General features: G+C 72.3%; 18 protein-coding genes. 5 read left to right on the top strand and 13 right to left on the bottom strand.

The features are described from left to right. Positions 1-24: 24 nt before the first annotated feature. The 6 genes from CG740_RS17195 to CG740_RS17170 form a co-directional block, all read right to left on the bottom strand. The gene (locus CG740_RS17195) at positions 25-1,812 is read right to left on the bottom strand and encodes an ABC transporter ATP-binding protein (RefSeq protein ID WP_100576014.1); all 1,788 of its coding nucleotides are present in this window, start codon (positions 1,810-1,812) and stop codon (positions 25-27) included. A 2-nt stretch (positions 1,813-1,814) separates the two neighbouring features. After that, on the bottom strand, positions 1,815-2,870 hold the full coding sequence (locus CG740_RS17190) for an iron-siderophore ABC transporter substrate-binding protein (protein ID WP_100576013.1): 1,056 nt from the start codon (positions 2,868-2,870) through the stop codon (positions 1,815-1,817). Positions 2,871-2,979: 109 nt separating this feature from the next. Beyond that, positions 2,980-3,825, bottom strand: a complete 846-nt coding sequence (locus tag CG740_RS17185; protein ID WP_100576012.1) for an ABC transporter ATP-binding protein — start codon at positions 3,823-3,825, stop codon at positions 2,980-2,982. Between the two features lie 40 nt (positions 3,826-3,865). Next, positions 3,866-4,927 (bottom strand): FecCD family ABC transporter permease, encoded by a 1,062-nt coding sequence (locus CG740_RS17180; RefSeq protein WP_199846484.1) that lies wholly within the window; start codon positions 4,925-4,927, stop codon positions 3,866-3,868. A 14-nt stretch (positions 4,928-4,941) separates the two neighbouring features. Further along, complete coding sequence (locus CG740_RS17175) at positions 4,942-6,000, bottom strand: FecCD family ABC transporter permease (RefSeq protein WP_234376317.1); 1,059 nt, start codon at positions 5,998-6,000, stop codon at positions 4,942-4,944. A gap of 195 nt (positions 6,001-6,195) precedes the next feature. After that, the gene (locus CG740_RS17170) at positions 6,196-7,560 is read right to left on the bottom strand and encodes a lysine N(6)-hydroxylase/L-ornithine N(5)-oxygenase family protein (RefSeq protein ID WP_100576010.1); all 1,365 of its coding nucleotides are present in this window, start codon (positions 7,558-7,560) and stop codon (positions 6,196-6,198) included. Between the two features lie 263 nt (positions 7,561-7,823). Here CG740_RS17170 and CG740_RS17165 point away from each other — a divergent pair, with 263 nt between their 5' ends. Then, positions 7,824-8,771 carry a methionyl-tRNA formyltransferase gene (locus CG740_RS17165; protein ID WP_100576009.1) on the top strand — a complete coding sequence of 316 codons (948 nt, stop codon included), beginning with the start codon at positions 7,824-7,826 and terminating at the stop codon, positions 8,769-8,771. 13 nt (positions 8,772-8,784) lie between these two features. On the opposite strand, the gene CG740_RS17160 is transcribed toward CG740_RS17165, so the two are convergent. Together CG740_RS17160 and CG740_RS17155 are read right to left on the bottom strand one after the other, a co-directional pair. Next, positions 8,785-9,786: a proline racemase family protein gene (locus CG740_RS17160; protein WP_100576008.1), complete on the bottom strand. Its 1,002-nt coding sequence runs from the start codon at positions 9,784-9,786 to the stop codon at positions 8,785-8,787. A 20-nt stretch (positions 9,787-9,806) separates the two neighbouring features. Beyond that, complete coding sequence (locus CG740_RS17155) at positions 9,807-10,715, bottom strand: dihydrodipicolinate synthase family protein (RefSeq protein ID WP_100576007.1); 909 nt, start codon at positions 10,713-10,715, stop codon at positions 9,807-9,809. 191 nt (positions 10,716-10,906) lie between these two features. Between CG740_RS17155 and CG740_RS17150 the strand changes: the two genes are divergently transcribed. Next, on the top strand, positions 10,907-12,295 hold the full coding sequence (locus CG740_RS17150; RefSeq protein WP_100576006.1) for an aminopeptidase P family protein: 1,389 nt from the start codon (positions 10,907-10,909) through the stop codon (positions 12,293-12,295). Positions 12,296-12,347: 52 nt separating this feature from the next. Here the strand turns inward: CG740_RS17150 and CG740_RS17145 are convergent, their stop codons facing one another. Together CG740_RS17145 and CG740_RS17140 are read right to left on the bottom strand one after the other, a co-directional pair. Beyond that, positions 12,348-12,746, bottom strand: coding sequence for a RidA family protein (locus CG740_RS17145; RefSeq protein ID WP_100576005.1), 399 nt, complete (start codon positions 12,744-12,746; stop codon positions 12,348-12,350). Continuing rightward, positions 12,743-13,852 (bottom strand): acyl-CoA dehydrogenase family protein, encoded by a 1,110-nt coding sequence (locus CG740_RS17140; protein ID WP_100576087.1) that lies wholly within the window; start codon positions 13,850-13,852, stop codon positions 12,743-12,745. Before CG740_RS17140 ends, CG740_RS17145 begins: the two co-directional genes overlap by 4 nt. 132 nt (positions 13,853-13,984) lie before the next feature. Between CG740_RS17140 and CG740_RS17135 the strand changes: the two genes are divergently transcribed. Together CG740_RS17135 and CG740_RS17130 are read left to right on the top strand one after the other, a co-directional pair. Further along, complete coding sequence (locus tag CG740_RS17135; protein WP_100576004.1) at positions 13,985-15,601, top strand: AMP-binding protein; 1,617 nt, start codon at positions 13,985-13,987, stop codon at positions 15,599-15,601. 4 nt (positions 15,602-15,605) lie between these two features. Beyond that, positions 15,606-16,439: a PaaX family transcriptional regulator gene (locus CG740_RS17130; protein ID WP_100576003.1), complete on the top strand. Its 834-nt coding sequence runs from the start codon at positions 15,606-15,608 to the stop codon at positions 16,437-16,439. Positions 16,440-16,463: 24 nt separating this feature from the next. On the opposite strand, the gene CG740_RS17125 is transcribed toward CG740_RS17130, so the two are convergent. Beyond that, positions 16,464-18,779, bottom strand: a complete 2,316-nt coding sequence (locus tag CG740_RS17125; protein ID WP_100576002.1) for a bifunctional salicylyl-CoA 5-hydroxylase/oxidoreductase — start codon at positions 18,777-18,779, stop codon at positions 16,464-16,466. Then, a complete protein-coding gene (locus CG740_RS17120) occupies positions 18,764-19,591 on the bottom strand; it encodes an enoyl-CoA hydratase family protein (RefSeq protein WP_100576001.1) in 828 nt (275 codons plus the stop codon). Before CG740_RS17120 ends, CG740_RS17125 begins: the two co-directional genes overlap by 16 nt. A gap of 269 nt (positions 19,592-19,860) precedes the next feature. Between CG740_RS17120 and CG740_RS17115 the strand changes: the two genes are divergently transcribed. Next, a complete protein-coding gene (locus CG740_RS17115) occupies positions 19,861-20,301 on the top strand; it encodes an ATP-binding protein (RefSeq protein ID WP_100576000.1) in 441 nt (146 codons plus the stop codon). A gap of 36 nt (positions 20,302-20,337) precedes the next feature. Here the strand turns inward: CG740_RS17115 and CG740_RS17110 are convergent, their stop codons facing one another. Next, positions 20,338-21,780, bottom strand: coding sequence for an amino acid permease (locus tag CG740_RS17110; protein WP_100575999.1), 1,443 nt, complete (start codon positions 21,778-21,780; stop codon positions 20,338-20,340). Between the last annotated feature and the right edge of the window lie 63 nt (positions 21,781-21,843).

The raw sequence follows: 21,843 nt of genomic DNA, 5'->3' as shown, positions 1-21,843 counted from the left end.
AACCCTAACCTAAATTAGGGTTACCTAACTACCCTCCCTCCAGGCCCGCCAGAGCCGCGCGTAACGGCCGCCCAGAGCCACCAACTCGTCGTGTGTGCCCAGCTCCACGACCTGTCCCGCATCCAGGACGGCGATCCGGTCGGCGGCCATCGCCTGGGTCAGACGGTGGGCCACGAACAGCGTGGTGCGGCCCGCACAGGCCGCCTGGACCGCCCGCTCCAGTTCGGCGGCACCCTCGCTGCCCGCCTCGGCGGTCGACTCGTCGAGCACCACCACCGGCGCCCGGCCCAACACGAGCCGGGCGAGGGCCACATGGGCGACCTTCATGCCGTCCAGGCGCTCACCGCCCTCGCCGACCGTCGTGTAGAGGCCGTCGGGGAGCGCTTCGACCCATCCGTCGGCACCCACCGTGCGCAGCGCTTCGAGGAGTTCGGCGTCGCTCGCCGCCGGAGCGGCGAGCCTCAGGTCGTCGGCGAGCGGCCCGGAGAAGACATGGGTCTCCTGGGTCAGGACGCTCACCAGCGCCCGCGCCCCGACCTCGTCCAGCTCGGCGAGATCGGTCGAGCCGATCCGCACCGAACCGGACCCCGGGGTCTCGATGCCGGCGATGAGCGCGGCCAGCGTCGTCTTGCCCGCGCCGGTCGCCCCCACCAGGGCCAGGGAGCCGCCCGCCGGGATCGTCAACCCGACGTCCCGCAGCACCGGTTCATCGCTGCCGGGATAGGAGAACGTCAGACCCTCCACCGTCACCGGATACGAAGCTCCCTGCCGCGAAGGGGAGTTGGCCTCCCCCACGAGCCGCTGGGCCGCCGGTTCGGTCAGCACTCCGACGAGCCGGGTCAGGCTCGCGCCCGACTTCTGCGCCTCGTCGAACGTGAACATGATCGCGCCGAGCGGGGTGAACAGGCGGTGGAACACCAGCGGGGCCGCCGATACGTCACCGAGGCTCGCGGAACCGGTCTCCAGGAGGGCGAAGCCCACCACGAGGATCAGCACCAGGCCGATGAACTCGGCCCGGTTCTCCCGGCCGACGAACCGGCCGAAGAAGCGGAACACCTCGATCCCGTAGTCCCGTACCCGCTGCGAGTCGTCGGCCACCTTCTCGCGGAACGCACCCTCCAGGCGGTACGCCCGCACCGTGTCGATGCCGTTCAGGCCGCTGATCAGCGCCTGGGCGCGATCGGCCTGGGCGAGCCGCTGTCTGCGGTAGAGCGGGGCCGAGCGCGGCAGGTACCAGCGCAGGGCGAGCGCGTAGGCGGGCAGGGCGCACGCGCCCGCGAGGCCGAGGCGCCAGTCGAGCCCGAACATGCCGAGGGTGGCGACGGCCACCAGGATGCCCGCCGAGAACACCGTGGGGATGGCCGAACGGATGCCCTTGGACAGGACCGCGACATCGTCGCCGACCCGGGACAGGACATCGCCGCGGCCCACCTGTTCGACCCGGGCGATGGGCATCCCGAGGACGGCCCGGACGGCGCCTTCGCGCAGCTGGGCGAGGAGATCGGCGCCGAGCCGGCCGATCAGATAGGTGGACGCGGCGGTGGCCGCCGCGCCGAGGAGCGCGGCGGCCACCATCACCACCCCCGTCGTGACCAGGGCCGAGCGCGGCTGCCCCCCGACCACTCCGTCGACCACCCGGCCGAGCAGGAGTACCGGGAGCATCTGGAGCGCCGCCCCCGCCACCGTGCTGAACACGGTGGCGGCCGTCAGCCAGGGCATGTCGCGGCAGTTGGCCACGACCCACCGGGCCGCCTCACGGCCGCCCGTCGTGCGCAAGGTGGCCGGGGCGGGGCGGGTGTCGGTGGCGCTCACGCCTAGCCGACCGACTTGACGAGCTGGTCGATCGCGTACGGCAGGGAGAGCAGGGTCGCCTGCGACATCGCCGCGCCGGCCGCCGGGCCCTCGCTGTCGAGCAGGTAGGAGACCTTGTTGGCCTTGGCGACCTTCAGGTTGGAGAAGAGCTTGTCCTTCTTGAGCGCTTCGGTGTCGGCCTTGTCGTTGATGGCGAAGACACGGTCCACGTCGACCAGGTCCATGCGCTCCGGGGAGAGCTGCGTGGAGAAGTCGGACCCGGCGATCTTGTCGATCCCGGTCTGGCCCTTGAAGCCCATGCCGCTCAGGAGCTGGCCGCGTACGTCCTTGGTGGTGAACGGCGTGACCGAGTTCTTGTACCAGGACAGGGCGACAGCGGTCTGGTTGGCGAACTCGGGGTGCGCCTTCTTGACCCCGGCGAGCTTGTCCTGGATGCCCTGGACCAGCTGCTTGCCCTCGTCGGCCTTGCCGAGCGCCTTGGCGATGTGGAGGGCGTTGTCCTGCCACGGAGCGCTGAACGGCTCCTTCTCGGTCTTCGTACGGGCGACCGTCGGGGCGATCTTGGAGAGCTTGTCGTAGGCGGTCTTGTCGATCTCGGAGTAGACCGCGACGATCAGGTCGGGCCGCAGGGCCGCGATCTTCTCGAAGTTGGGGCCGGCGTCACCGTTGTTCATGATGACGTCGGGCTTGGTGCTCCCCCACTGGTCCTTCACCCAGGGCCACTGCGTGTTGATGTCGGGGCTCCGGCCGGCCGGGTTGGGGTACTGGTCGACCATGCCGACGGGCTTGACGCCGAGCGCGAGGACGTCCTGGTCGTCGGTGTAGCCGACGGTCACGACCCGCTTGGGCGCCTTGTCGACCTTCGTGGATCCGAACGCGTGCTCCACGGTGACCGGGAACGCACCGGAGGCGGCGGGGGTGTTGGAGCCGTCCCCCGCGCTCTTGTCCTTCGCATCGGAACCGCAGCCCGCCAGCACCCCCGCGCCGAGGGCCGCGACGGACACGGTCGCCGCCAGCCGCCGCCAGGACTTCATACGGGTCGTTCGGTCGAGGAGCATCCGGAATCCCTTGCTTTCGTACGGTCCACCGCGGCCCCACAGCGGGGCAGGGAGACCTTGACCTACCTAAGTAAGGTAAGCCTAGCCTAAGTCTAGGGAAGGGTGGACGTCAGTCGGCCAGACCCGGCACATGGGTGCGGCCGATCGGCACGATCAGCGGCCGGTCGCCCACCGGATCCTCAACCACCTGAGCCCGCAGGCCGAATGCCTCGTGGAGCAGCTCGGGGGTCACCACGTCCCGCGGGTGGCCCTGCGCGAGGACGGAACCCGCCTTCATCACGATGAGGTTGTCGCTGTAGCGCGTGGCCAGGTTCAGGTCGTGCAGCACCATGACGACCGTGCAGCCCGACTCGTGCAGGTCGTCCACCAGGTCGAGCACGTCGATGGCGTGTGCCAGGTCCAGGTAGGTGGTGGGCTCGTCGAGCAGCAGCAGGTCGGTGCCCTGAGCCAGCGTCATCGAGATCCAGGCGCGCTGGCGCTGCCCCCCGGAGAGCGAGTCGACCGGGCGGTCGGCCAGGTCGGAGACGCCGGTGAGGGCCAATGCGCGCTCGACGACGGAGACGTCGTCGGAGGACCACTGGCGCAGCCAGCTCTGGTGCGGGTGGCGGCCCCTGGCGACCAGGTCGGCCACGGTCAGGCCCTCCGGCGCCACCGGCGACTGCGGCAGCAGTCCGAGCTTCCTGGCCACGTCCCGGGTCTTCAGCCGGGCGATGTCCTCACCGTCCAGGACGACCGATCCCGAGGTGGGCTTGAGAAGGCGCGTCAGGGTCCTCAACAGGGTCGACTTCCCACACCCGTTGGGCCCGATGATCGTGGTCACCACGCCCGGCGGGATCGTCACGTCGAGGGCGTCGATGACGGTCCGGTCGCCGTACCCGACGGTGACGCCCCTGGCCGCGAGACGCGGTACGGCGGCAACCCCGGGCTCGATCGCGGTGATGTACTCAACGGCCATGACTCCCCCTCTAATTAGGCTTGCCTAACCTTTCTACCATCTAGCGGCGGTTGGCCCGCACCAGGAGGTGGATGAGGAAGGGCCCGCCGATCGCGGCGGTGACCACGCCGACCGGCAGGGTGATCGGCAGCGCGGTGCGCGCGACGAGGTCCGAGCCGATCAACAGCAGCGCCCCCACCGTGCCCGAGGCCACCACCGGCGGTGTCGGATGCCGCGTCAGGCGCATCGCCACCTGCGGGGCCACCATGGCCACGAACGGCACCGGACCCGCCGCGCTCACCGCGAACCCGGCGAGCAGCACCGCGCACAGCAACAGGACCGCGCGTACCAGGGAGTACCGGACGCCGAGACCCGCGGCCACGTCGTCGCCGAAGTGCAGGGGCTTGAACTGGAAGGCGACGCACGCCACGACGGCCAGCACGGCGAGGGTCCCCCACAGGGCCACCCCCACCTCGCTCCAGGACCGGTTGTCCAACGAGCCGACCAGCCACGCCTGGGCCCGCGCCACGTCCTTGATGTCGGCGGTGACCAGGAGCCAGGTCGTGATCGCCTGCGCGACGGCGCTGACCGAGATGCCGATGAGGATGAGCCGGAAGCCGTCGACTCCGCGCCGCCACGCCAGGAAGTACACCAGGAGGCCGGTGAGCAGCCCGCCGGCGAGCGCCGCCCCGGACAGCCCGAGGGACCCGGTCACCGCGCTCGCGGCTCCGCCCGACACCGTCACCAGGCCCACCGCGACGGCACTCGCACCGCCGGTGATGCCCAGGATGTCCGGACTGGCCAGCGGATTGCGGGCGATGGACTGAGTGAGTGCTCCGGACACGCCGAGCGCGATCCCCACGACCAGCCCGGCCAGGGCCCGCGGCATCCGCAGGTCCATGATCACGAACCGGTCCACCTGCTCGCCCCCGCCGAAGAGCGAGGCGACGACCTTGGGCAGCCCGATGGGGAAGTCCCCCACGGCGATGGAGACGCAGAAGACCAGGAACGCCGCCGCCGCGAGGAGCAGCGTGACCAGCGCGACCCGGGGCCGCCAGACGAACGAGATGCGGCCGAGCCGCACTCCCGGCGTCACCGCCGGCTTCACCGCGGTTGTGTCCATGCGCTGTTGTGTGTTCATGCGCTCTTGAACTTTCCTCGCAGGACCAGGGCCGCGAAGAACGGGGCACCCAGGAGGGCGACGAGGACGCCGGCGTCCAGCTCGCCCGGGCGCACCACGACGCGTCCCACGATGTCGCAGACCAGCAGGACGACCGCGCCGAGCAGACCCGCGTACGGCACCAGCCAGCGGTAGTCGGGCCCGGCCAGGTACCGGGCCACGTGGGCCACCATGAGCCCGAGGAAGGCGATGGGCCCGCACGCCGCGGTGGCCGCGCCCGCGAGCAGGGTGATGGCGAGGATCCCGACGGTCCGGATGAGGGCGATGTTCACGCCGAGGCCGCGCGCCACGTCGTCGCCCAGGTTGAGCAGGTTCACGGAGGGCAGCACGGCCAGGGCCAGCACGAGACCGACCACGACGAAGGCGGTCACCGGCCAGATGACGCGGAACGGAACTCCGGCCACCGAGCCGGCGTTCCAGAACCGCAGGGCGTTCAGGGCCGCCTTGTCCGACAGGGCGACCGCGGTCGTCATCGCCGCCAGGAACACCGTGACGCCCTGCCCGGCCAGGGCGAGCGTCAGCGGATTCCCGGCGCCCCGGCCGATGCTGGAGAGCCCGAACACGACGACACCGGCGAGCGCGGCCCCCAGGAAGGCGAACCAGAGGTACTGGAACGGGTCGGTGAGCCCGAGCAGGGAGATCGCCGTGACGACGGCGAACGAGGCGCCGGTGTTGACCCCCAACAGGCCGGTGTCGGCGATGGGGTTGCGGGTGAACCCCTGGATCAGCGCGCCGCCGACGCCCAGCGCGATGCCCGCCACGACGGCGAGCACCGTGCGGGGTATCCGCACGGTCTGCACGATGAGCCGGATGTCGGTGGCCTTCTGGTCGGCGTCCGCTCCCGAGAACAGCCCGTGCCACACCTCGGCCGGGCTCAACGCGCGTGCGCCCACGGCGATGGAGACCACCGAGGCGGCCACGAGGACCGCGACGACGACGGCCAGGCCCACGATGCGCCGGCGCCGGACCCCGACGATCCCGGCCAGGGGCGATCGCCCAACCGGCTGGGCAGCCACGGCAGTTGTGTCCTGGCCGACGCGGACGCCGGGCCGCTCGGGCACCTCGTCCCTGCCGGTGGCCGGGCCGGCGGCTTGGCGGCGCGTACGTGGGGGCACGGGCGTTCCTTTCTCATACGGGGTGCGTACACACCGGTGCCGTGCCCGGCGGTGGGGAACACACCGCCGGGCACGGCAACGGTTGGGGAGGTCCGGTCAGCGGGCCGGCTGGGGCACGCCGCCGGACGCTCCGGCCACGGGCCGCGCCCCGCCGACGGCTTCCGCGAGGTCGCGGTCGAGGATCGAGTCCAGGATCTCGCCGACGCGTATCGCGGTGTTGGACAGCAGGGACGAGGTGATCCCGTGGGTGTGCTCGGTGCCGCCCTGGAGGTAGATGCCGCAGCGCACCGCGGGGTCGGTCGCCACCCGGTAGTCGCGCTCGACACGGACGCGCCCCTGCTCGTCGCGGTGGCACCGATCGGCCACCTCGCCGAGCAGGCCCAGGCCGTCGGCCTGGAGATATCCGGTGGCGCACACGACGACGTCGGCGTCCACCACGCTCTCCTCGCCGGTGACCAGGGACGTGACGGTGGCGCGGACCCCGTCGGGGGTCTCCGCCACGCCGGTGAGGCGCGAGATGTTCAGGAACCGCAGCCGCTCGGCCCCGAGGACCTTCTCCTGGTACGCCTGCCGGTACAGGTCGTCGATGAGGTCGATGTCCACCACGGAGTAGTTGGTGTTCCCGTGGTAGCCCATCAGCCGGCGCTTGACGTCCTCCGGCGCCGTGAAGTACTCGTCGACGGCCTGCGGGTCGAAGATGCGGTTGGCGAAGCTGCTGTCGTCCGCCGGGCTGTAGCCGTAGCGCGAGAAGACCGCGCAGATCTCGGCCTCGGGGAAGCGGCGGTGCAGATAGGCGACGTTCTCGGCGGCGCTCTGGCCGGCGCCGACGACGACGAATCGCCGGGGGTCGGTGCCCTCCAGGGCGTCGATCTTCTTCAGGAGGTCGGAGTTGTGCCAGACCCGGTCGGTCCGCTCGACGCCCTCGGGCATGACCGGGCGCAGTCCGGTGCCGACGATGAGATTGCGGGCGCGGTGCGTGACGACCTCGCCGCCGGACCGGGCCGTCACGTCGACGTACTCCACCACGCCGTCGCGCACGACGGGTTCGACGGAGACGACCTGGTGGCCGTAGGAGACCAGGTCGTCGACCTTGGCCGCGGCCCACTCGAAGTAGTCGTGGAACTCGACCCGGAGCGGGAAGAGGTTCTTGTGGTTGACGAAGTCGATCAGGCGTCCCTTGCTCTGCAAGTAGCAGAGGAAGCTGTACTCACTGGTCGGGTTCCGCAGCGTCACCAGGTCCTTCATGAAGGACACTTGCATCGTCGCGTCGTCGATGAGCATCCCCCGGTGCCATCCGAAGCCCGGCTGCTGCTCGAAGAAGTGAGCGGTGACCGCCTCCTGCCTCCCGACGCGCGCGTTGTGCTCGCTCAGCGCGATCGCCATGGCCACGTTCGACGGGCCGAAGCCGATGCCGATCAGATCGTGGATCACTGGTGCGTCGCCAGGAAGAGCCTGTGACATGTCACTCCCGTTCGTGCGGGACAGCCGCCGGTGAGGCGTCGTGTCGGAGGTGAGGAAAAGGGGGAGTCCAGGCGCACCGGTGACCGGCAGCCGAGTGGAACTTAGGTGAGGCTAACCTGATGTCGGCGAAGCTGTCGACCGGACAAAAGGGGCACGGGGCCCACCTCCGGGTCAATCGGCCCCGGAATCGGCCTCGTTGCGATGTTAGGTAAGCCTTGCTTTACTTGCCCCTGATTGTTTCGCTCTTCTGAGGAGGAACCCCGATGCGGGTCGTCATGTTCGGCTATCAGACCTGGGGCCATCGCACCCTGAAGGCGCTCCTGGACTCCGAGCACGACGTCGTGATGGTCGTGACCCACCCCCGGAGCGAGCACGCCTACGAGAAGATCTGGAGCGACTCGGTCGCCGAACTCGCCGAAGAACACGGCGTTCCGGTCGTCATCCGCAACCGCCCCGACGACGAGGAGCTGTTCCAGCTGCTCAAGGAGGCGGACCCGGACATCATCGTCGCCAACAACTGGCGCACCTGGATACCGCCGCGCATCTACACCCTGCCCCCGCACGGCACCCTCAACGTGCACGACTCGCTGCTGCCCAAGTACGCCGGCTTCTCGCCGCTGATCTGGGCGCTCATCAACGGCGAATCCGAAGTCGGGGTCACCGCGCACATGATGGACGAGGTCCTCGACGCCGGGGACATCGTGCGGCAGGAGTCGGTCGCCGTCGGTCCGACGGACACCGCGACCGACCTGTTCCACAAGACGGTCGACCTCATCGCCCCGGTCACCGTCGGCGCCCTCGACCTGATCGCCTCGGGCCGCGCCGAGTTCACGAAGCAGGACCGGTCGCAGGCCACCTTCTTCCACAAGCGGGCCGAGGAGGACATCCGGATCAACTGGTCCTGGTCCGCCGAGGACTTGGAGCGCCTGGTGCGCGCCCAGTCCGCCCCGTACCCGGCGGCCTTCACCTTCCACCGGGGCAGGCGCCTGGAGGTGCTCACCGCCGTCGTGTCCGAGGGCCGGTACGGCGGCACCCCGGGCCGGATCTTCTACCGCGAGGGCGACGGCGTGGTGATCGTCGCCGGGGCCGACGCCCGCACCGGCCGCAACCACGGCCTGGCCGTCACCCGGGTACGGACCGAGGACGGCCGGGAACTGCCGGCGGCCGAGTACTTCACGTCGATGGGCGGCTACCTCACCGAACGCCCCTGACCGACCCTTCCGGTCACAGCAGGAACCCCGCCGGGAACGGGTCGGCCGGGTCCAGGAAGTACTGGGCCGTGCCCGTGATCCAGGCCCGCCCGGTGACCGTGGGAATCACCGCGGGAAGCCGGCCGACTCGCGCTCCGGCGACGAGCCGGCCGGTGAACTCCGTCCCGATGAACGACTCGTTGGTGAAGTCGCGGTGCAGGGGCAGTTCACCGCGGGCGTGCAGCTGCGCCATCCGCGCGGAGGTGCCGGTGCCGCACGGCGAGCGGTCGAACCAGCCCGGATGGATGGCCATGGCGTGCCGCGAGTGCGTCGCGTCCGAGCCCGGGGCCGCGAGATAGACGTGCTTCACCCCGGCGATCTCCGGGTTCTCGGGGTGCACGGGCGGCTCGGCCGCGTTGATGGCGTCCATGATCGAGAGCCCGGCGGCGAGCAGCTCGTCCTTGCGCTCGCGCGCGAACGGCAGGCCGAGCGCGTCCAGTTCGACGAAGGCGTAGAAGTTGCCGCCGTAGGCCAAGTCGTAGGTGACCGTGCCGAGTCCGGGCACGGTCACCTTGCGGTCCAGCGCCAGGCAGAACGCCGGGACGTTGGTCAGGGTGACCGCGCGGGCCTCGCCGTCCTCGACCCGTACGTCCACGCTCACCAGGCCCGCCGGGGTGTCCAGACGCACGGTGGTGACGGGCTCGGCGACCTCGACCATGCCGGTCTCCACCAGCACCGTGGCCACGCCGATCGTGCCGTGCCCGCACATCGGGAGCACGCCGGAGACCTCGATGTAGAGCACGCCGTAGTCCGCGTCGGGGCGGGTCGGCGGCTGGAGGATCGCGCCGCTCATGGAGGCGTGGCCGCGCGGCTCGTACATCAGGAGCGTACGGACGTGGTCGAGGTGCTCCATGAAGTACAGCCGCCGCTCGGCCATGGTGGCGCCCGGAATGATGCCCAGGCCGCCGGTGATGACGCGGGTCGGCATGCCCTCGGTGTGCGAGTCGACCGCGTGGTAGACGTGTCGGGTCCGCATGGACTTCCCTTTCTGGCGGGCTACTTGTGGCCTTCGGCGAGTGCCTTCTCGGTGGCGGCGCGCACCACGGCGTCCTGGTCCGCGGTGAGCGGCTGGCGGGGCGGCCGCACGGGACCGCCGGGGCGGCCCGCCAGGTCCATGGAGAGCTTGATGGCCTGGATGAACTCGGTCTTGGAGTCCCAGCGCAGCAGCGGGTGCAGCGCGCGGTAGAGGGGCCGGGCGGTCGCCAGGTCACCGGCGACGGCGGCCCGGTAGAGCTGGGCGCAGGCGACGGGCAGCGCGTTGGGGTACCCGGCGATCCAGCCGACCGCACCGGCCAGGGCCAGCTCCAGGAGCACATCGTCGGCGCCCGCCAACAGGTCCAGTTCCGGGGCGAGTTCGGCGATCTCGTAGGCCCGTCGGACATCGCCGCTGAACTCCTTGACGGCGACGATGCTGCCGTCGGCGTAGAGCTGGGCCAGCAGTGCGGGGGTCAGGTCGACCTTGGTGTCGTACGGGTTGTTGTAGGCGACGACGGGCAGCCCCGCCCTGGCGACCTCGGCATAGTGGGCGCGCACCGAGCGCTCGTCGGCGCGGTAGGCGTTCGGCGGGAGCAGCAGCACCGAGCCCGCGCCCGCGTCGGCCGCCTGTTCCGCCCAGCGGCGGGACTCCGCGCTGCCGTAGGCCGCGACGCCCGCCATCACGCGGTCGCCGTCGCCGGCCGCCTCGACGGCGGTGTGCAGGACGCGGGCCCGCTCCTCGTCGGACAGGGTCTGGTATTCGCCGAGCGAGCCGTTCGGCACGACACCGTCACAGCCGCTGTCGATCAGCCACCGCACGTGCTGGGCATAGGAGTTGAGGTCGACGGAGAGGTCGGAGCGCAGGGGCAGCGCGGTGGCGACGAGCATTCCGTGCCAGGGGCGGACGCGCCGGGGTGCTGTGGACGGCATGGCAGGACTCCTTAGTGTGGTGTGTGACATTTTACTGAGGTGTCGTGGCGCCCCACAAGGGTTGCGGCCAGGGGCCCTGCGACGCCAACAGCCATGACGGCGGATCCAGTTGGGGGCCGGCGACTGTCCGGCGGCTTGTGGAGCGTGACATAGTAATGTGAAATTGCACTGCACTCACCCCGGGAGACCCGATGGCCGAGCGCCCCGCACGCCTCAACACCGGCAGCCATGATCTGCCGGTCGGCCCCGAGCTGGCCGCCTTCATGAGCGGCGGCTGGGCCCCGACGCCGCTGCCCGAGGACACCCGGGTGCCCGGGTTCGGTGTCATGGAAGCCCGCCGGGCACGCCTTTCCGCGCGCTTCCCGGGCGAGCGACTGATCGTGCCGGCGGGTGAGTTGAGGGTCCGCTCCAACGACTGCGACCACCGCTTCCGCCCGCACAGCGCGTACGCCTGGCTGACCGGCCTCACCGGCGAGGACCAGCCGGGGCACTTCCTGGTCCTGGAGCCCTCGGGCTCCGGCCACGAGGCCGTCCTCCACGCGCGGCCGCGCTCGCCGCGCGGCGAGGGCGACGACGCGTTCTACCGCGACCGCCGCCACGGCGAGTTCTGGGTGGGCCGGCGCCCCGACCTCGCCGAGACCGAGCGCCTCACGGGCATCCGCTGCGTCCACCTGGACGAACCGGCCGGCCTCCCGCCGGGCCGCAACGCCGCCGTCGACCCCGAACTGGCATCCTGTCTCAGCGAGTTGAGGCTCATCAAGGACGCCTGGGAAGTGGCACAGCTCCAGCTGGCCGTCGACCACACCGCGGCGGGCTTCGAGGACGTCGTACGCGCCCTGCCCCGCGCCCTCGGCCATGCGCGGGGCGAGCGGCTGCTCGAAGGCGTCTTCGGGGCGCGGGCCCGCGCCGAGGGCAACGGCACCGGGTACGAGACGATCGCCGCGTCCGGGGCCCATGCCTGTGTGCTGCACTGGATCCGCAACGACGGGCGGCTCGACCCGCGCGAGCTGCTCCTGCTCGACGCGGGCGTGGAGACCGACACCCTGTACACGGCCGACATCACCCGCACGCTCCCGCTGTCCGGCCGCTTCTCCCCCGTCCAGCGCCAGGTGTACGAGCTGGTCCTGGCGGCGCAGGACGCGGGCATCGCGGCCCTGCGGCCGGGCGCCGCCTTCCGCGACTTCCACCGGGCCGCGATGAACGTGATCGCCGAAGGGCTCGCCGAGTGGGGCGTGTTGAAGAGCGCCGCGGGCGAGCTGCACCGCCGCTACACGCTGTGCGGCAGCGGGCACATGCTCGGCCTGGACGTGCACGACTGCGCGAAGGCCCGCGCCGGAACCTATCTCGACGGCGTGCTGGAGGCGGGCCAGGTCCTCACCGTCGAGCCCGGCCTCTACCTCCAGGCGGACGACGAGACCCTGCCGCCCGAACTGCGCGGTCTCGGCGTACGCATCGAGGACGACCTGGTGATCACGCCGAGCGGGGCGCGGCTGATGTCCGGCGCGCTGCCGAGGTCGGCGGCGGGGATCGAGGACTGGATGGGAGGCCTGCGGGAGGGCGGCTCGCCGGGCGCGGTGTGAGCGGCGCCGCCACGGACCGGGCCCCCCTCGGACCGGCTCGCCGCTCCAGTACCTACTCCAGGACCGCGAACCCGTCCAGCTCGACCAGGGCCTCGGCGTCCCACAGCCGCACCGCGCCGATCACCGCCATCGCCGGATAGTCCCGGCCCGCCAACTCCCGCCAGATCGAGCCCAGTTCGCGGGCCCGCTCCCGGTAGTCACCGACATCCGTGGCGTACACGGTGACCCGGGCCAGATCGGCCGGCGTCCCCCCGGCCGCGGCCAGCGCCGCCAGGAGGTTGGTCAGCGCGGTGCGGAACTGCTCGGGCAGCGTGGTGCCCACCACCTTGCCGTCCCCGTCCAGCGCGGTCTGTCCGGCGAGGAAGACCAGGCGCGAGCCCGTGGCGACGACGGCGTGGCTGAAGCCGGTCGCCGGGGACAGCCGGGCGGGGTTCACTCGCTCCAGGCTCACCGGTACAGCTCCTTCGCGATGATCGTGCGCTGCACTTCGCTGGCGCCCTCGTAGATGCGGGGCGCCCGGACCTCGCGGTAGAGGTGTTCGAGGAGGTGCCCGCGTTGCAGCGCGCGGGCCCCGTGGAGCTGGACCGCCGCGTCCACGACGTACTGCGCCGCCTCGGTGGCGAACAGCTTCGCCATGGCCGAGCCGCGCGCGATGCCCGCCTCCCCCCGGTCGTACGCCTCGGCCGCCGCGTAGACCAGGAGCCGGGCGGCCTCGGTGCGGGTCGCCATGTCGGCGACCCGGTGGGCGACGGCCTGGAGGTCCTTGAGGGGGCCGCCGAACGCGGTGCGCTGCGCGGTGTGGGCGACGGTGGCGTCGAGGGCCGCCTGCGCCATGCCGACGGCGAACGCGCCGACGCTGGGCCGGAACAGGTTGAGCGTGTTCATGGCCACCGTGAAGCCGCGGTCCCGCTCCCCCAGGATGTCGTCCGGGCCCACCGGGACGCCGTCGAAGTCGAGACTGCCGATGGCGTGCGGGCAGAGCAGGTCGAGCGGGGTGCCGCTCAGGCCCGGACGGTCGGCGGGGACCAGGAAGGCGGTGACGCCGCGCGCGCCCGCGTCCGGCGTGGTGCGGGCGAAGACGGTGTAGAAGTCGGCCCCGGGGGCGTTGGAGATCCAGCACTTCTCGCCGGTCAGCCGCCAACCCCCGTCCTCCTGGGCGGCGTTGAGGCTCAGCGCCGCCGCGTCCGAGCCCGCGTCCGGCTCGCTCAGCGCGAAGGCGGCGACCGTGCGGCCCGCCGCCACCCCGGGCAGCCAGCGCTCGCGCTGCGCCGGCGTCCCGTACGCGGCGACCGGGTGCGCGCCGAGACCCTGGAGGGCGAGCGCGGTCTCCGCCTCGGTGCACGCGTACGCCAGCGACTCGCGCATCAGACACAGATCGAGCGCGCCGGACTCGAAGAGCCGGGCCAGCAGACCGTGCTCGCCGAGCGCCTCGACGAGTGGCCGGTTCACCCGGCCTGGCTCACCCTTGTCCGCAAGGGGGCGCAGCCGCGCCCCCGCCAGCACCCGCAGTTCCCCGCACCACTCCAGCTGGTCCGGCGCCAGCGCGAATCCGGGCATGACCACCCCTTTCCGACTCGGGTTCCGACTCTCCCACTCGGCCGTGACGACCACCGGGACCGCCCTATCGCGAACTGTTGACTGTCGTCATCCAAACGATACGCTCCAGAGGCGACAAGGGGGCGATCCCGTATGGAGCTGAAGAACTCGGCGCACGCCGACACCTTTCCCCGCGACCACCTGCCGCCCGCCGACCAGTGGCCGCGCCTGGTCCTCGGGCCGCCGGGGCCGCACTACCCCGAGCGGCTCAACTGCGGCGCCGAACTCCTGGACACCACGATCGAGCGCTTCGGCCCGGACCGCCCCGTCTTCCGCACCGGCGCGGGCGAGGTCTGGACCTACCGGGAGCTGCGCGACCGGGTCGACCGGATCGCCCATGTGCTGACCGGGGCGCTCGGCGTGGTGCCCGGCAACCGGGTCCTGCTGCGCGGGCCCACCACGCCGTGGCTGGCCGCGTGCTGGCTCGCGGTGATGAAGGCGGGCGCGGTCGCCGTCACCGTACTGGCCCAGCAGCGCGCCCACGAGCTGGGCGTCATGTGCTCGATCGCGCGGATCAGCCACGCCTTGTGCGACGCCCGCGTCCTGGCCGACCTGGAGCGGGCCGAGGCGCCGGGCCTCGGCATCACGGCGTACGGCGGCGACGGTCCCGGCGACCTCCTGAACCTGGTCGAGGACGCGCCCGCGGAGCGGTTCGCGGCGGTGGACACCTCGGCCGACGACGTCGCCCTGATCGCGTTCACCTCGGGCACCACCGGACGGCCCAAGGGCTGTATGCACTTCCACCGCGATGTCCTGGCCATCGCCGACACCTTCGCCGCGCAGGTGCTCAAGGCCACGCCCGACGACCTCTTCGCGGGCAGCCCCCCGCTCGGCTTCACCTTCGGGCTCGGCGGCCTGGTCATCTTCCCGCTGCGGGCCGGCGCATCGTCCCTGCTGCTCGAACAGGCGGGCCCCCAGCAGCTGTTGCCCGCCCTGGCCGAGCACCGGGCGTCCGTCCTGTTCACCGCGCCGACCGCCTACCGCACGATGCTGGACCAGCTCGACGCGTACGACCTGAGCGCCCTGCGCCGCTGTGTGTCGGCCGGCGAGAACCTCCCCGAGACGATCTGGCGGGCCTGGGAGGAGCGCACCGGGCTGCGCATCATCAACGGGATCGGCGCCACGGAACTCCTGCACATCTTCATCTCGGCGGCGGACGACGACATCCGGCCCGGCACCACCGGGCGGCCCGTTCCCGGCTGGCAGGCCCGGGTGGTCGACGCCCTGGGGCAGCCGGTGCCGGACGGCGAGCCCGGGCTGCTCGCCGTGCGCGGCCCGGTCGGCTGCCGCTATCTCGCCGACGAACGCCAGCGGGTCTACGTCCGCGACGGCTGGAACATCACCGGTGACACGTATGTGCGCGACAGCGACGGCTGGTTCCGGTACGTGGCACGGGCCGACGACATGATCATTTCCGCCGGGTTCAACATCGCGGGCCCCGAGGTCGAGGACGCCCTGCTGCGCCATCCGCTCGTCACGGAGGCCGCCGTGGTCGGGCGCCCCGACGAGCGGCGCGGCCAAGTGGCCGTCGCCTACTGCGTGTTGACCCCCAACGCGCCGCGCGACGAAGGCACCGGGGAACTGCTGCGCGACTTCGTCAAGCGGGAGCTCGTGCCCTACAAGTGCCCGCGCGAGATCGTCTTCCTGGACGCCCTGCCGCGTACCCCCACCGGCAAGCTCCAGCGCTTCCGGCTGCGGGAACTAGAGTGATCGGGTGGCCGAGCAGCACACTCCCCGATCTCTGATCGTGACCCTGTACGGCGCCTACGGGCGCGAGACCTCCGGCTCCCTCGCGGTGGCCGAACTGATCCGGTTGCTCGCGGCGGTCGGCGTGGACGCCCCCTCCGTGCGTTCGTCGGTGTCCCGGCTCAAACGGCGCGGGCTCCTCGAAGCCCGGCCCACCGCGGCGGGCGCGGCGGGCTACGCCCTGTCGGCCGACGCCCGCCAGCTCCTGGACGACGGCGACCGGCGCATCTACGCGCGGCCGCCGACGGGGGCCGGCGACGGCTGGGTCCTCGCGGTGTTCTCGGTGCCCGAGTCCGAGCGCAGCAAGCGGCACGTCCTGCGCTCGCGCCTGGCCGGGCTCGGCTTCGGCACCGCGGCCCCGGGTGTGTGGCTGGCCCCGGCCCGACTGTACGACGAGACCCGGCACACCCTGGAGCGGCTCCAACTCGCCCCGTACGTCGAGCTGTTCAGGGGCGAGCACCTCGGCTTCGCGCCCACCGCCGAGGCCGTCGCCCGCTGGTGGGACCTGCCCGCTATCGCCAAGCAGCACGAGGACTTCCTGGGCCGCCACGAACCGGTGCTGCGCACCTGGCGGTCCCGCCCGGACGCCACCGCGGCCGACGCCGAGGCCGCCTACCGCGACTACCTGTTCGCCCTCGACTCCTGGCGCCGGCTCCCCTACGCCGACCCGGGCCTGCCCGCCGAACTCCTGCCCCGCGACTGGCCCGGTGCCCGCTCCGCCGAAGTCTTCGGCGCGCTGCACCGGCTGCTGCGCGAGGCGGGCGCCGCCTTCGTCCGCGGTGCGCTGCCCGCCCGGGGGTAGCTGGCCCGGCCTCCCGGCGGGAGGTCAGTTCAGGCTGAGCCGCGGCCGGGGGGCGTCCGTGCGGCCGGTCGGCGGGGTGCGGCTGCCCGCGCGGTAGGACAGCGGCCAGCTCGCGCCGGGGCCGGTGTAGCCCTGCTCGGCGGCGGCGTGCAGGGTCCAGTGCGGGTCGTACAGGTGCGGGCGGGCCAGCGCGCACAGGTCGGTCCGGCCCGCCAGGAGCAGGGAGTTGACGTCGTCCCAGGACGAGATGGCGCCCACCGCGACAACGGGCACGGACAGCGCGTTGCGGATCCGGTCGGCGTACGGGGTCTGGTAGGAGCGGCCGAACTCGGGGCGCTCCTCGGGGACGACCTGGCCGGTGGAGACGTCGATGGCGTCGGCGCCGTGCGCGGCGAAGGCGCGGGCGATCTCGACGGCGTCCTCGGCGGTGGTGCCGCCCTCGGCCCAGTCGGTGGCGGAGAGGCGGACGGTCAGGGGCCGCTCGGCGGGCCAGCTCTCGCGCACCGCGTCGAAGACTTCGAGGGGGAAGCGCAGGCGCGCCGCGAGGGAACCGCCGTACTCGTCCGTCCGTCGGTTGGTGAGGGGGGAGAGGAAACCGGACAGCAAGTAGCCGTGGGCGCAGTGCAGTTCGAGGAGGTCGAAGCCGCAGTCGGCGGCCCGGCGGGCCGAGGCCGTGAACTGCCCGCGGATCGCGGTGAGTTCGGCGTGGTCAAGGGCGTGCGGGACCTGGCTGATACCGGGCAGGTACGGGATGGGGGAGGCGGCGGCGAGGGGCCAGTTGCCGGTGTCGAGCGGCTGGTCCATGCCGTCCCACATCAGCCTGGTCGAGCCCTTGCGCCCGGAGTGGCCGAGCTGGACGCCGAAGGCGGTGCCGGGGGCCTGCTGGTGGACGAAGTCCACGATCCGCCGCCAGGAGAGGGCCTGTTCGGGGGTGTAGAGGCCGGTGCAGCCCGGTGTGATGCGGCCTTCGGGGCTCACGCACACCATCTCGGTCATGACCAGGCCCGCGCCGCCGAGCGCGCGGGCGCCGAGGTGGACGAGGTGGAAGTCGCCGGGGACGCCGTCCACGGCGGAGTACATGTCCATGGGCGAGACCACGACGCGGTTCTTCAGTTCGAGGCCGCGCAGCCGGAAGGGGGTGAACATGGGCGGGGTGTCCGGCGGGCAGCCGAATTCGCGCTCCACGGCGTCGGTGAAGCGGGGGTCGCGCAGGCGGAGGTTGTCGTGGGTGACCCGGCGGCTGCGGGTGAGGAGGTTGAAGGCGAACTGCCGGGCGGGCTGGTCGAGATAGCGCGCGAGGTCCTCGAACCAGCGCAGGCTGGCGGCGGCCGCGCGCTGCGTGGAGGCGACGACGGGCCGGCGCTCGCGCTCGTACGCGCCGAGGGCCGCGGGCAGATCGGGCTGCTCCTCGATGCAGGCGGCGAGCGCCAGGGCGTCCTCCACGGCGAGCTTGGTGCCCGAGCCGATCGAGAAGTGGGCGGTGTGCGCCGCGTCGCCGAGCAGCACCGTATTGCCGTACGACCAGCGTTCGTTGACGACCGTGCGGAAGGCGGTCCACGAGGAGTTGTTGCCGCGCAGGGGCCGCCCGCCGAGGGCGTCGGAGAAGATCTTGGCGCAGCTCTCGGCCGAGGCCTGCTCGTCGAGCGCGGCGAATCCGGCCGCCTCCCAGACCTCCTCGCGCATCTCGACGATGACCGTGGAGGCGTCGGCGGCGTAGGGGTAGCCGTGCAGCTGCATCACGCCGTGCCCGGTCTCGGCGATCTCGAAGCGGAAGGCGTCGAACGCGAAGTCGGCGGCGAGCCAGATGTAGCGGCAGCGGTGCCGGGTGATCCGCGGCGCGAAGTGCGCGGCGTGCGCCTGGCGGGTCGGGCTGTGCACGCCGTCGGCGGCGATCACCAGGTCGTGGGCGGCGGCGAGTTCGGCGGCCGGCGGCGCCTCGGCGCGAAAGCGGAGATCGACGCCGAGTTCGTGGCAGCGCTCGTGCAGGATCTCCAGGAGCCGGCGCCGGCCGAGGGCGGCGAAGCCGTGCCCGCCGGAGGTCAGGGTGTGGCCCCGGTGCACGATGTCGATGTCGTCCCAGCGGACGAACTCGGCGCGCAGCGCCTGGTAGACGGCGGGGTCGGCGTGCTCGATGCCGCCGAGGGTCTCGTCGGAGAGCACGACACCGAAGCCGAAGGTGTCGTCGCGGGCGCCCCGCTCCCAGAGCGTGATCTCGCGGGCCGGGTCGAGCCGCTTGAGCAGGGCCGCCGCGTACAGGCCGCCGGGGCCGCCGCCGATCACGGCGATCCTGAGCGGGGCGCGTGCGGCGTCGGGGGCCGGCACCGCTAGCGCCCCTGCCACTTCGGGGGCCGCTTCTCGGTGAAGGCCGCGTGGAATTCGGCGTAGTCCGCGCCGTTCATCAGCAGGGCCTGCGTCGCCGCGTCCAGCTCCACCGAGGCCGCGAGCGGCATGTCGAGTTCGGCGGTGAGCAGCGCCTTGGTCTGGGCGTGGGCGAGGGCCGGGCCGTCGGCGAGGTGGCGGGCGAGTTCGGCGGCGCGCTCGTCGGCGCGGCCCTCGTCCGTCAACTCGCTGAGCAGGCCGATCCGTTCGGCCTCGGGAGCACGTACCGGCTCGCCGAGCATGAGCAGCCGGGTGGCGTGGCCGAGGCCGACGACGCGGGGCAGCAGATAGGCCGCCCCCATGTCGCCGCCCGACAGGCCCACCTTGGTGAACAGGAACGCGAAGCGGGCCGAGGGGTCGGCGATGCGGAAGTCGGCGGCGAGCGCGAGCACCGCGCCGGCGCCCGCGGCGACGCCGTGCAGCGCGGCGATCACCGGGAAGGGGCACTCGCGGATCGCCCGGACGACCTGGCCGGTCATCCGGTTGAAGTCGAGGAGCTCGGCGGTGTTCATCGCGAGGGTGGCGCCGATGATGTCGTCCACGTCGCCGCCCGAGCAGAAGCCGCGCCCCTCGCCGCCGAGGACCAGGGCGCGCACCGCACGCTCGCGGGACAGCTCGGCGAGCAGATCGCGCAGGTCGGCATAGGCGCCGAAGGTCAGCGCGTTGAGTCTCTCCGGCCGGGCCAGCGTGACCGTCGCGACGCCGTCGGACACCGTCAGGCGCAGATGGTGCCAGTCCTCGGTGCGCGAGGCGGAGCTGGGAAAGGGGCTCATCCGGGCGGCCTCCTACGGCGGGGCGGCAGGTGCCGCCACTGCTTTCGCTGCCTTCCCGACGAAGGTATCACTCATGTGTGACTGTCGTCACGAGTACGCGATAAGGCTGCGGAGCCCGCCAGGGCCCAAGGTCCCGCGCGCCGGTGCCCCAGGGCCCCGCCCGCTCCGGCCGGGGTCCTCTACTGGCCCGCGAGCCGGCTTCGTAAGGTTGAAAGCAGGACGACCCCACGCAACCCGACGCCTCTCGCGCCCCGAACGGAACAGTCGCCTTGCCGAACCCCTCCGGCCCCGACCGGAACGCCACGCCCTCCGTGTGGCGCATCCCGCTCCCCCACACCACGGCGGCGGTGCCCATCGCCCGCGCCCTGGTGCGTACCGCCCTCGCGGACATCGACGCGCCCGCCGACACCGATACGGCCGAGCTGCTCACCGCCGAGCTGGTCGCCAACGCCGTCGAGCACACAACCGGCCGGGCGCCGATCGAGCTGGTGGTGGAGCTGCTCGCCTCCGGCTGCCAGGTCGAGGTGCACGACGGCTCGCCGCTGCCGCCGGGCGACCTCTCGACCCCGGGAGCGGGCGGCCCGCCCGACCCCTGGCAGGAGCACGGCCGGGGCCTGCTGCTCATCCGCACCCTGAGTTCGGCCTGCGGCCACCGCCCCACCGCCCACGGCAAGGCGGTCTGGTTCACCCTTCCGAGCCGGCCGAGCTGACGCGGCCGGGCGGCCGGGGCGACCGGGCGGCCCGGGTCACGCTTCCGGCCCCGCCGGAGCGGCCAGGCGCGAGCGGCTGCGGCCGTAGCAGGTGTAGACCAGCGAGCCGACCAGCAGGAAGGCGGCGAACTGGAGCCAGGTCGCCCAGCCGGTCCCGTACATCAGATACAGACAGAAGCCGACGCCCAGGATCGGGCTCGCCGGGTACAGCGGCACCCGGAACGAGCGCTTCAGGTCCGGTTCGCCGCGGCGCAGGACGACGACCGCGATGTTGACCGCGGCCATGACGGCGAGCGTGCCGATGGTGGTCAGGTTGACCACCGCGTCCAGGGAGGCGAACGCGGCCGGGACCGCGAAGACCAGCGCGACGATCCAGGTGTTGGCGGCCGGTGTCGCGGTCTTCGGCGAGACCCGTTCGAAGACGCGGGGAACGAGGCCGTCGCGGGACATCGACATCAGGATCCGGGTCTGCCCGTACATCACGGCGAGCACCACGGACGCGATGGCGACCACCGCGCCGAACGCGATGACCCCGCCCCCGACCGTGGAGTGGGTGACCTGGTTGACGATCAGCGAGAGAGCCGCGGGCTTGTCGCCGACCGCGTCCGCGCCGAGCCCGCCGATCGCGGCGACGGCGACCGCGCAGTAGAGCAGCGTGACCAGGCCGATGCAGATCATGATCGCTATGGGCACGTTCTTGCGCGGATCCTTCACCTCCTCGCCGGCCGTGGTGATCGCGTCGAAGCCGATGTACGAGAAGAAGGCGAGCGAGGCGCCCGCGGTGACCCCGCCCGCGCCATGGGTCGCGAACGGCGAGAGATGACCGGCCTCGAAGGCGGTGAACGCGATCGCCAGGAACAGCAGCAGGATCCCGATCTTGAGCACGGCCATCGCGGCGGTGGCCCGCGCGCTCTCCCGCACCCCGCGCACCAACAGGGTCGCGGCGAGCAGGATGACGACGACGGCCGGCAGGTTGACCACCCCGCCGTCGGCCGGCCCCGCCGAGAGCGCCGCCGGAAGCTGCCATCCGACGAGGCTGTTCAGGAGCTCGTTGAGGTACTGGCTCCAGCCGACGGCGACCGCGGACACCGAGACGCCGTACTCCAGGAGCAGGCACCAGCCGACCAGGAAGGCGGTGCGCTCGCCGAGCGTGGCGTACGCGAAGGAGTACGAGGAGCCGGAGACCGGGATCGCACCGCCCAGCTCGGCGAAGGAGAACGCGGTGAAGACACAGGTGACGGCGGCGAGGACGAAGGACAGGACCACGGCGGGCCCCGCCTTGGCGACGCTGTCGGAGAGCCCGACGAAGATGCCGGTGCCCACGATCGCGCCGACGCCGAAGCACACGAGCTGGAAGAGCCCCATCGTGCGGCGCAGGCCATGGCCTTCGAGGTCCGTGCCGGATTCGGCGATCAGCTGCCGCGGCGACTTGATCCGCATGTGGGGGGCGGGGCGGGAGGCGAGGTGGGGGCGCCGCATGGGGTGGTTCTCATTCCTGGTGGTACCGCGCGGCCGACGGCGGCCGCGCACAAAGAAAGCGGG

This window comes from Streptomyces sp. CB01201 (assembly GCF_002803085.1).
GTDB classification, from domain to species: Bacteria; Actinomycetota; Actinomycetes; order Streptomycetales; family Streptomycetaceae; genus Streptomyces; species Streptomyces hundungensis.
The sequence above is the reverse complement of the archived record's forward strand: the minus strand, read 5'-3'. Positions and strand labels throughout refer to the sequence as shown.

What these genes read in the sequence shown, in the direction of transcription:
- CG740_RS17180 (WP_199846484.1), bottom strand. Translation starts at nt 4,927, where the DNA reads ATGGACACAACCGCGGTGAAGCCGGCGGTGACGCCGGGAGTGCGGCTC.
- CG740_RS17170 (WP_100576010.1), bottom strand. Translation starts at nt 7,560, where the DNA reads ATGTCACAGGCTCTTCCTGGCGACGCACCAGTGATCCACGATCTGATC.
- CG740_RS17150 (WP_100576006.1), top strand. Translation starts at nt 10,907, where the DNA reads ATGGCCGAGCGCCCCGCACGCCTCAACACCGGCAGCCATGATCTGCCG.
- CG740_RS17160 (WP_100576008.1), bottom strand. Translation starts at nt 9,786, where the DNA reads ATGCGGACCCGACACGTCTACCACGCGGTCGACTCGCACACCGAGGGC.
- CG740_RS17185 (WP_100576012.1), bottom strand. Translation starts at nt 3,825, where the DNA reads ATGGCCGTTGAGTACATCACCGCGATCGAGCCCGGGGTTGCCGCCGTA.
- CG740_RS17120 (WP_100576001.1), bottom strand. Translation starts at nt 19,591, where the DNA reads ATGAGCCCCTTTCCCAGCTCCGCCTCGCGCACCGAGGACTGGCACCAT.
- CG740_RS17140 (WP_100576087.1), bottom strand. Translation starts at nt 13,852, where the DNA reads ATGCCCGGATTCGCGCTGGCGCCGGACCAGCTGGAGTGGTGCGGGGAA.
- CG740_RS17110 (WP_100575999.1), bottom strand. Translation starts at nt 21,780, where the DNA reads ATGCGGCGCCCCCACCTCGCCTCCCGCCCCGCCCCCCACATGCGGATC.
- CG740_RS17135 (WP_100576004.1), top strand. Translation starts at nt 13,985, where the DNA reads ATGGAGCTGAAGAACTCGGCGCACGCCGACACCTTTCCCCGCGACCAC.
- CG740_RS17190 (WP_100576013.1), bottom strand. Translation starts at nt 2,870, where the DNA reads ATGCTCCTCGACCGAACGACCCGTATGAAGTCCTGGCGGCGGCTGGCG.
- CG740_RS17165 (WP_100576009.1), top strand. Translation starts at nt 7,824, where the DNA reads ATGCGGGTCGTCATGTTCGGCTATCAGACCTGGGGCCATCGCACCCTG.
- CG740_RS17155 (WP_100576007.1), bottom strand. Translation starts at nt 10,715, where the DNA reads ATGCCGTCCACAGCACCCCGGCGCGTCCGCCCCTGGCACGGAATGCTC.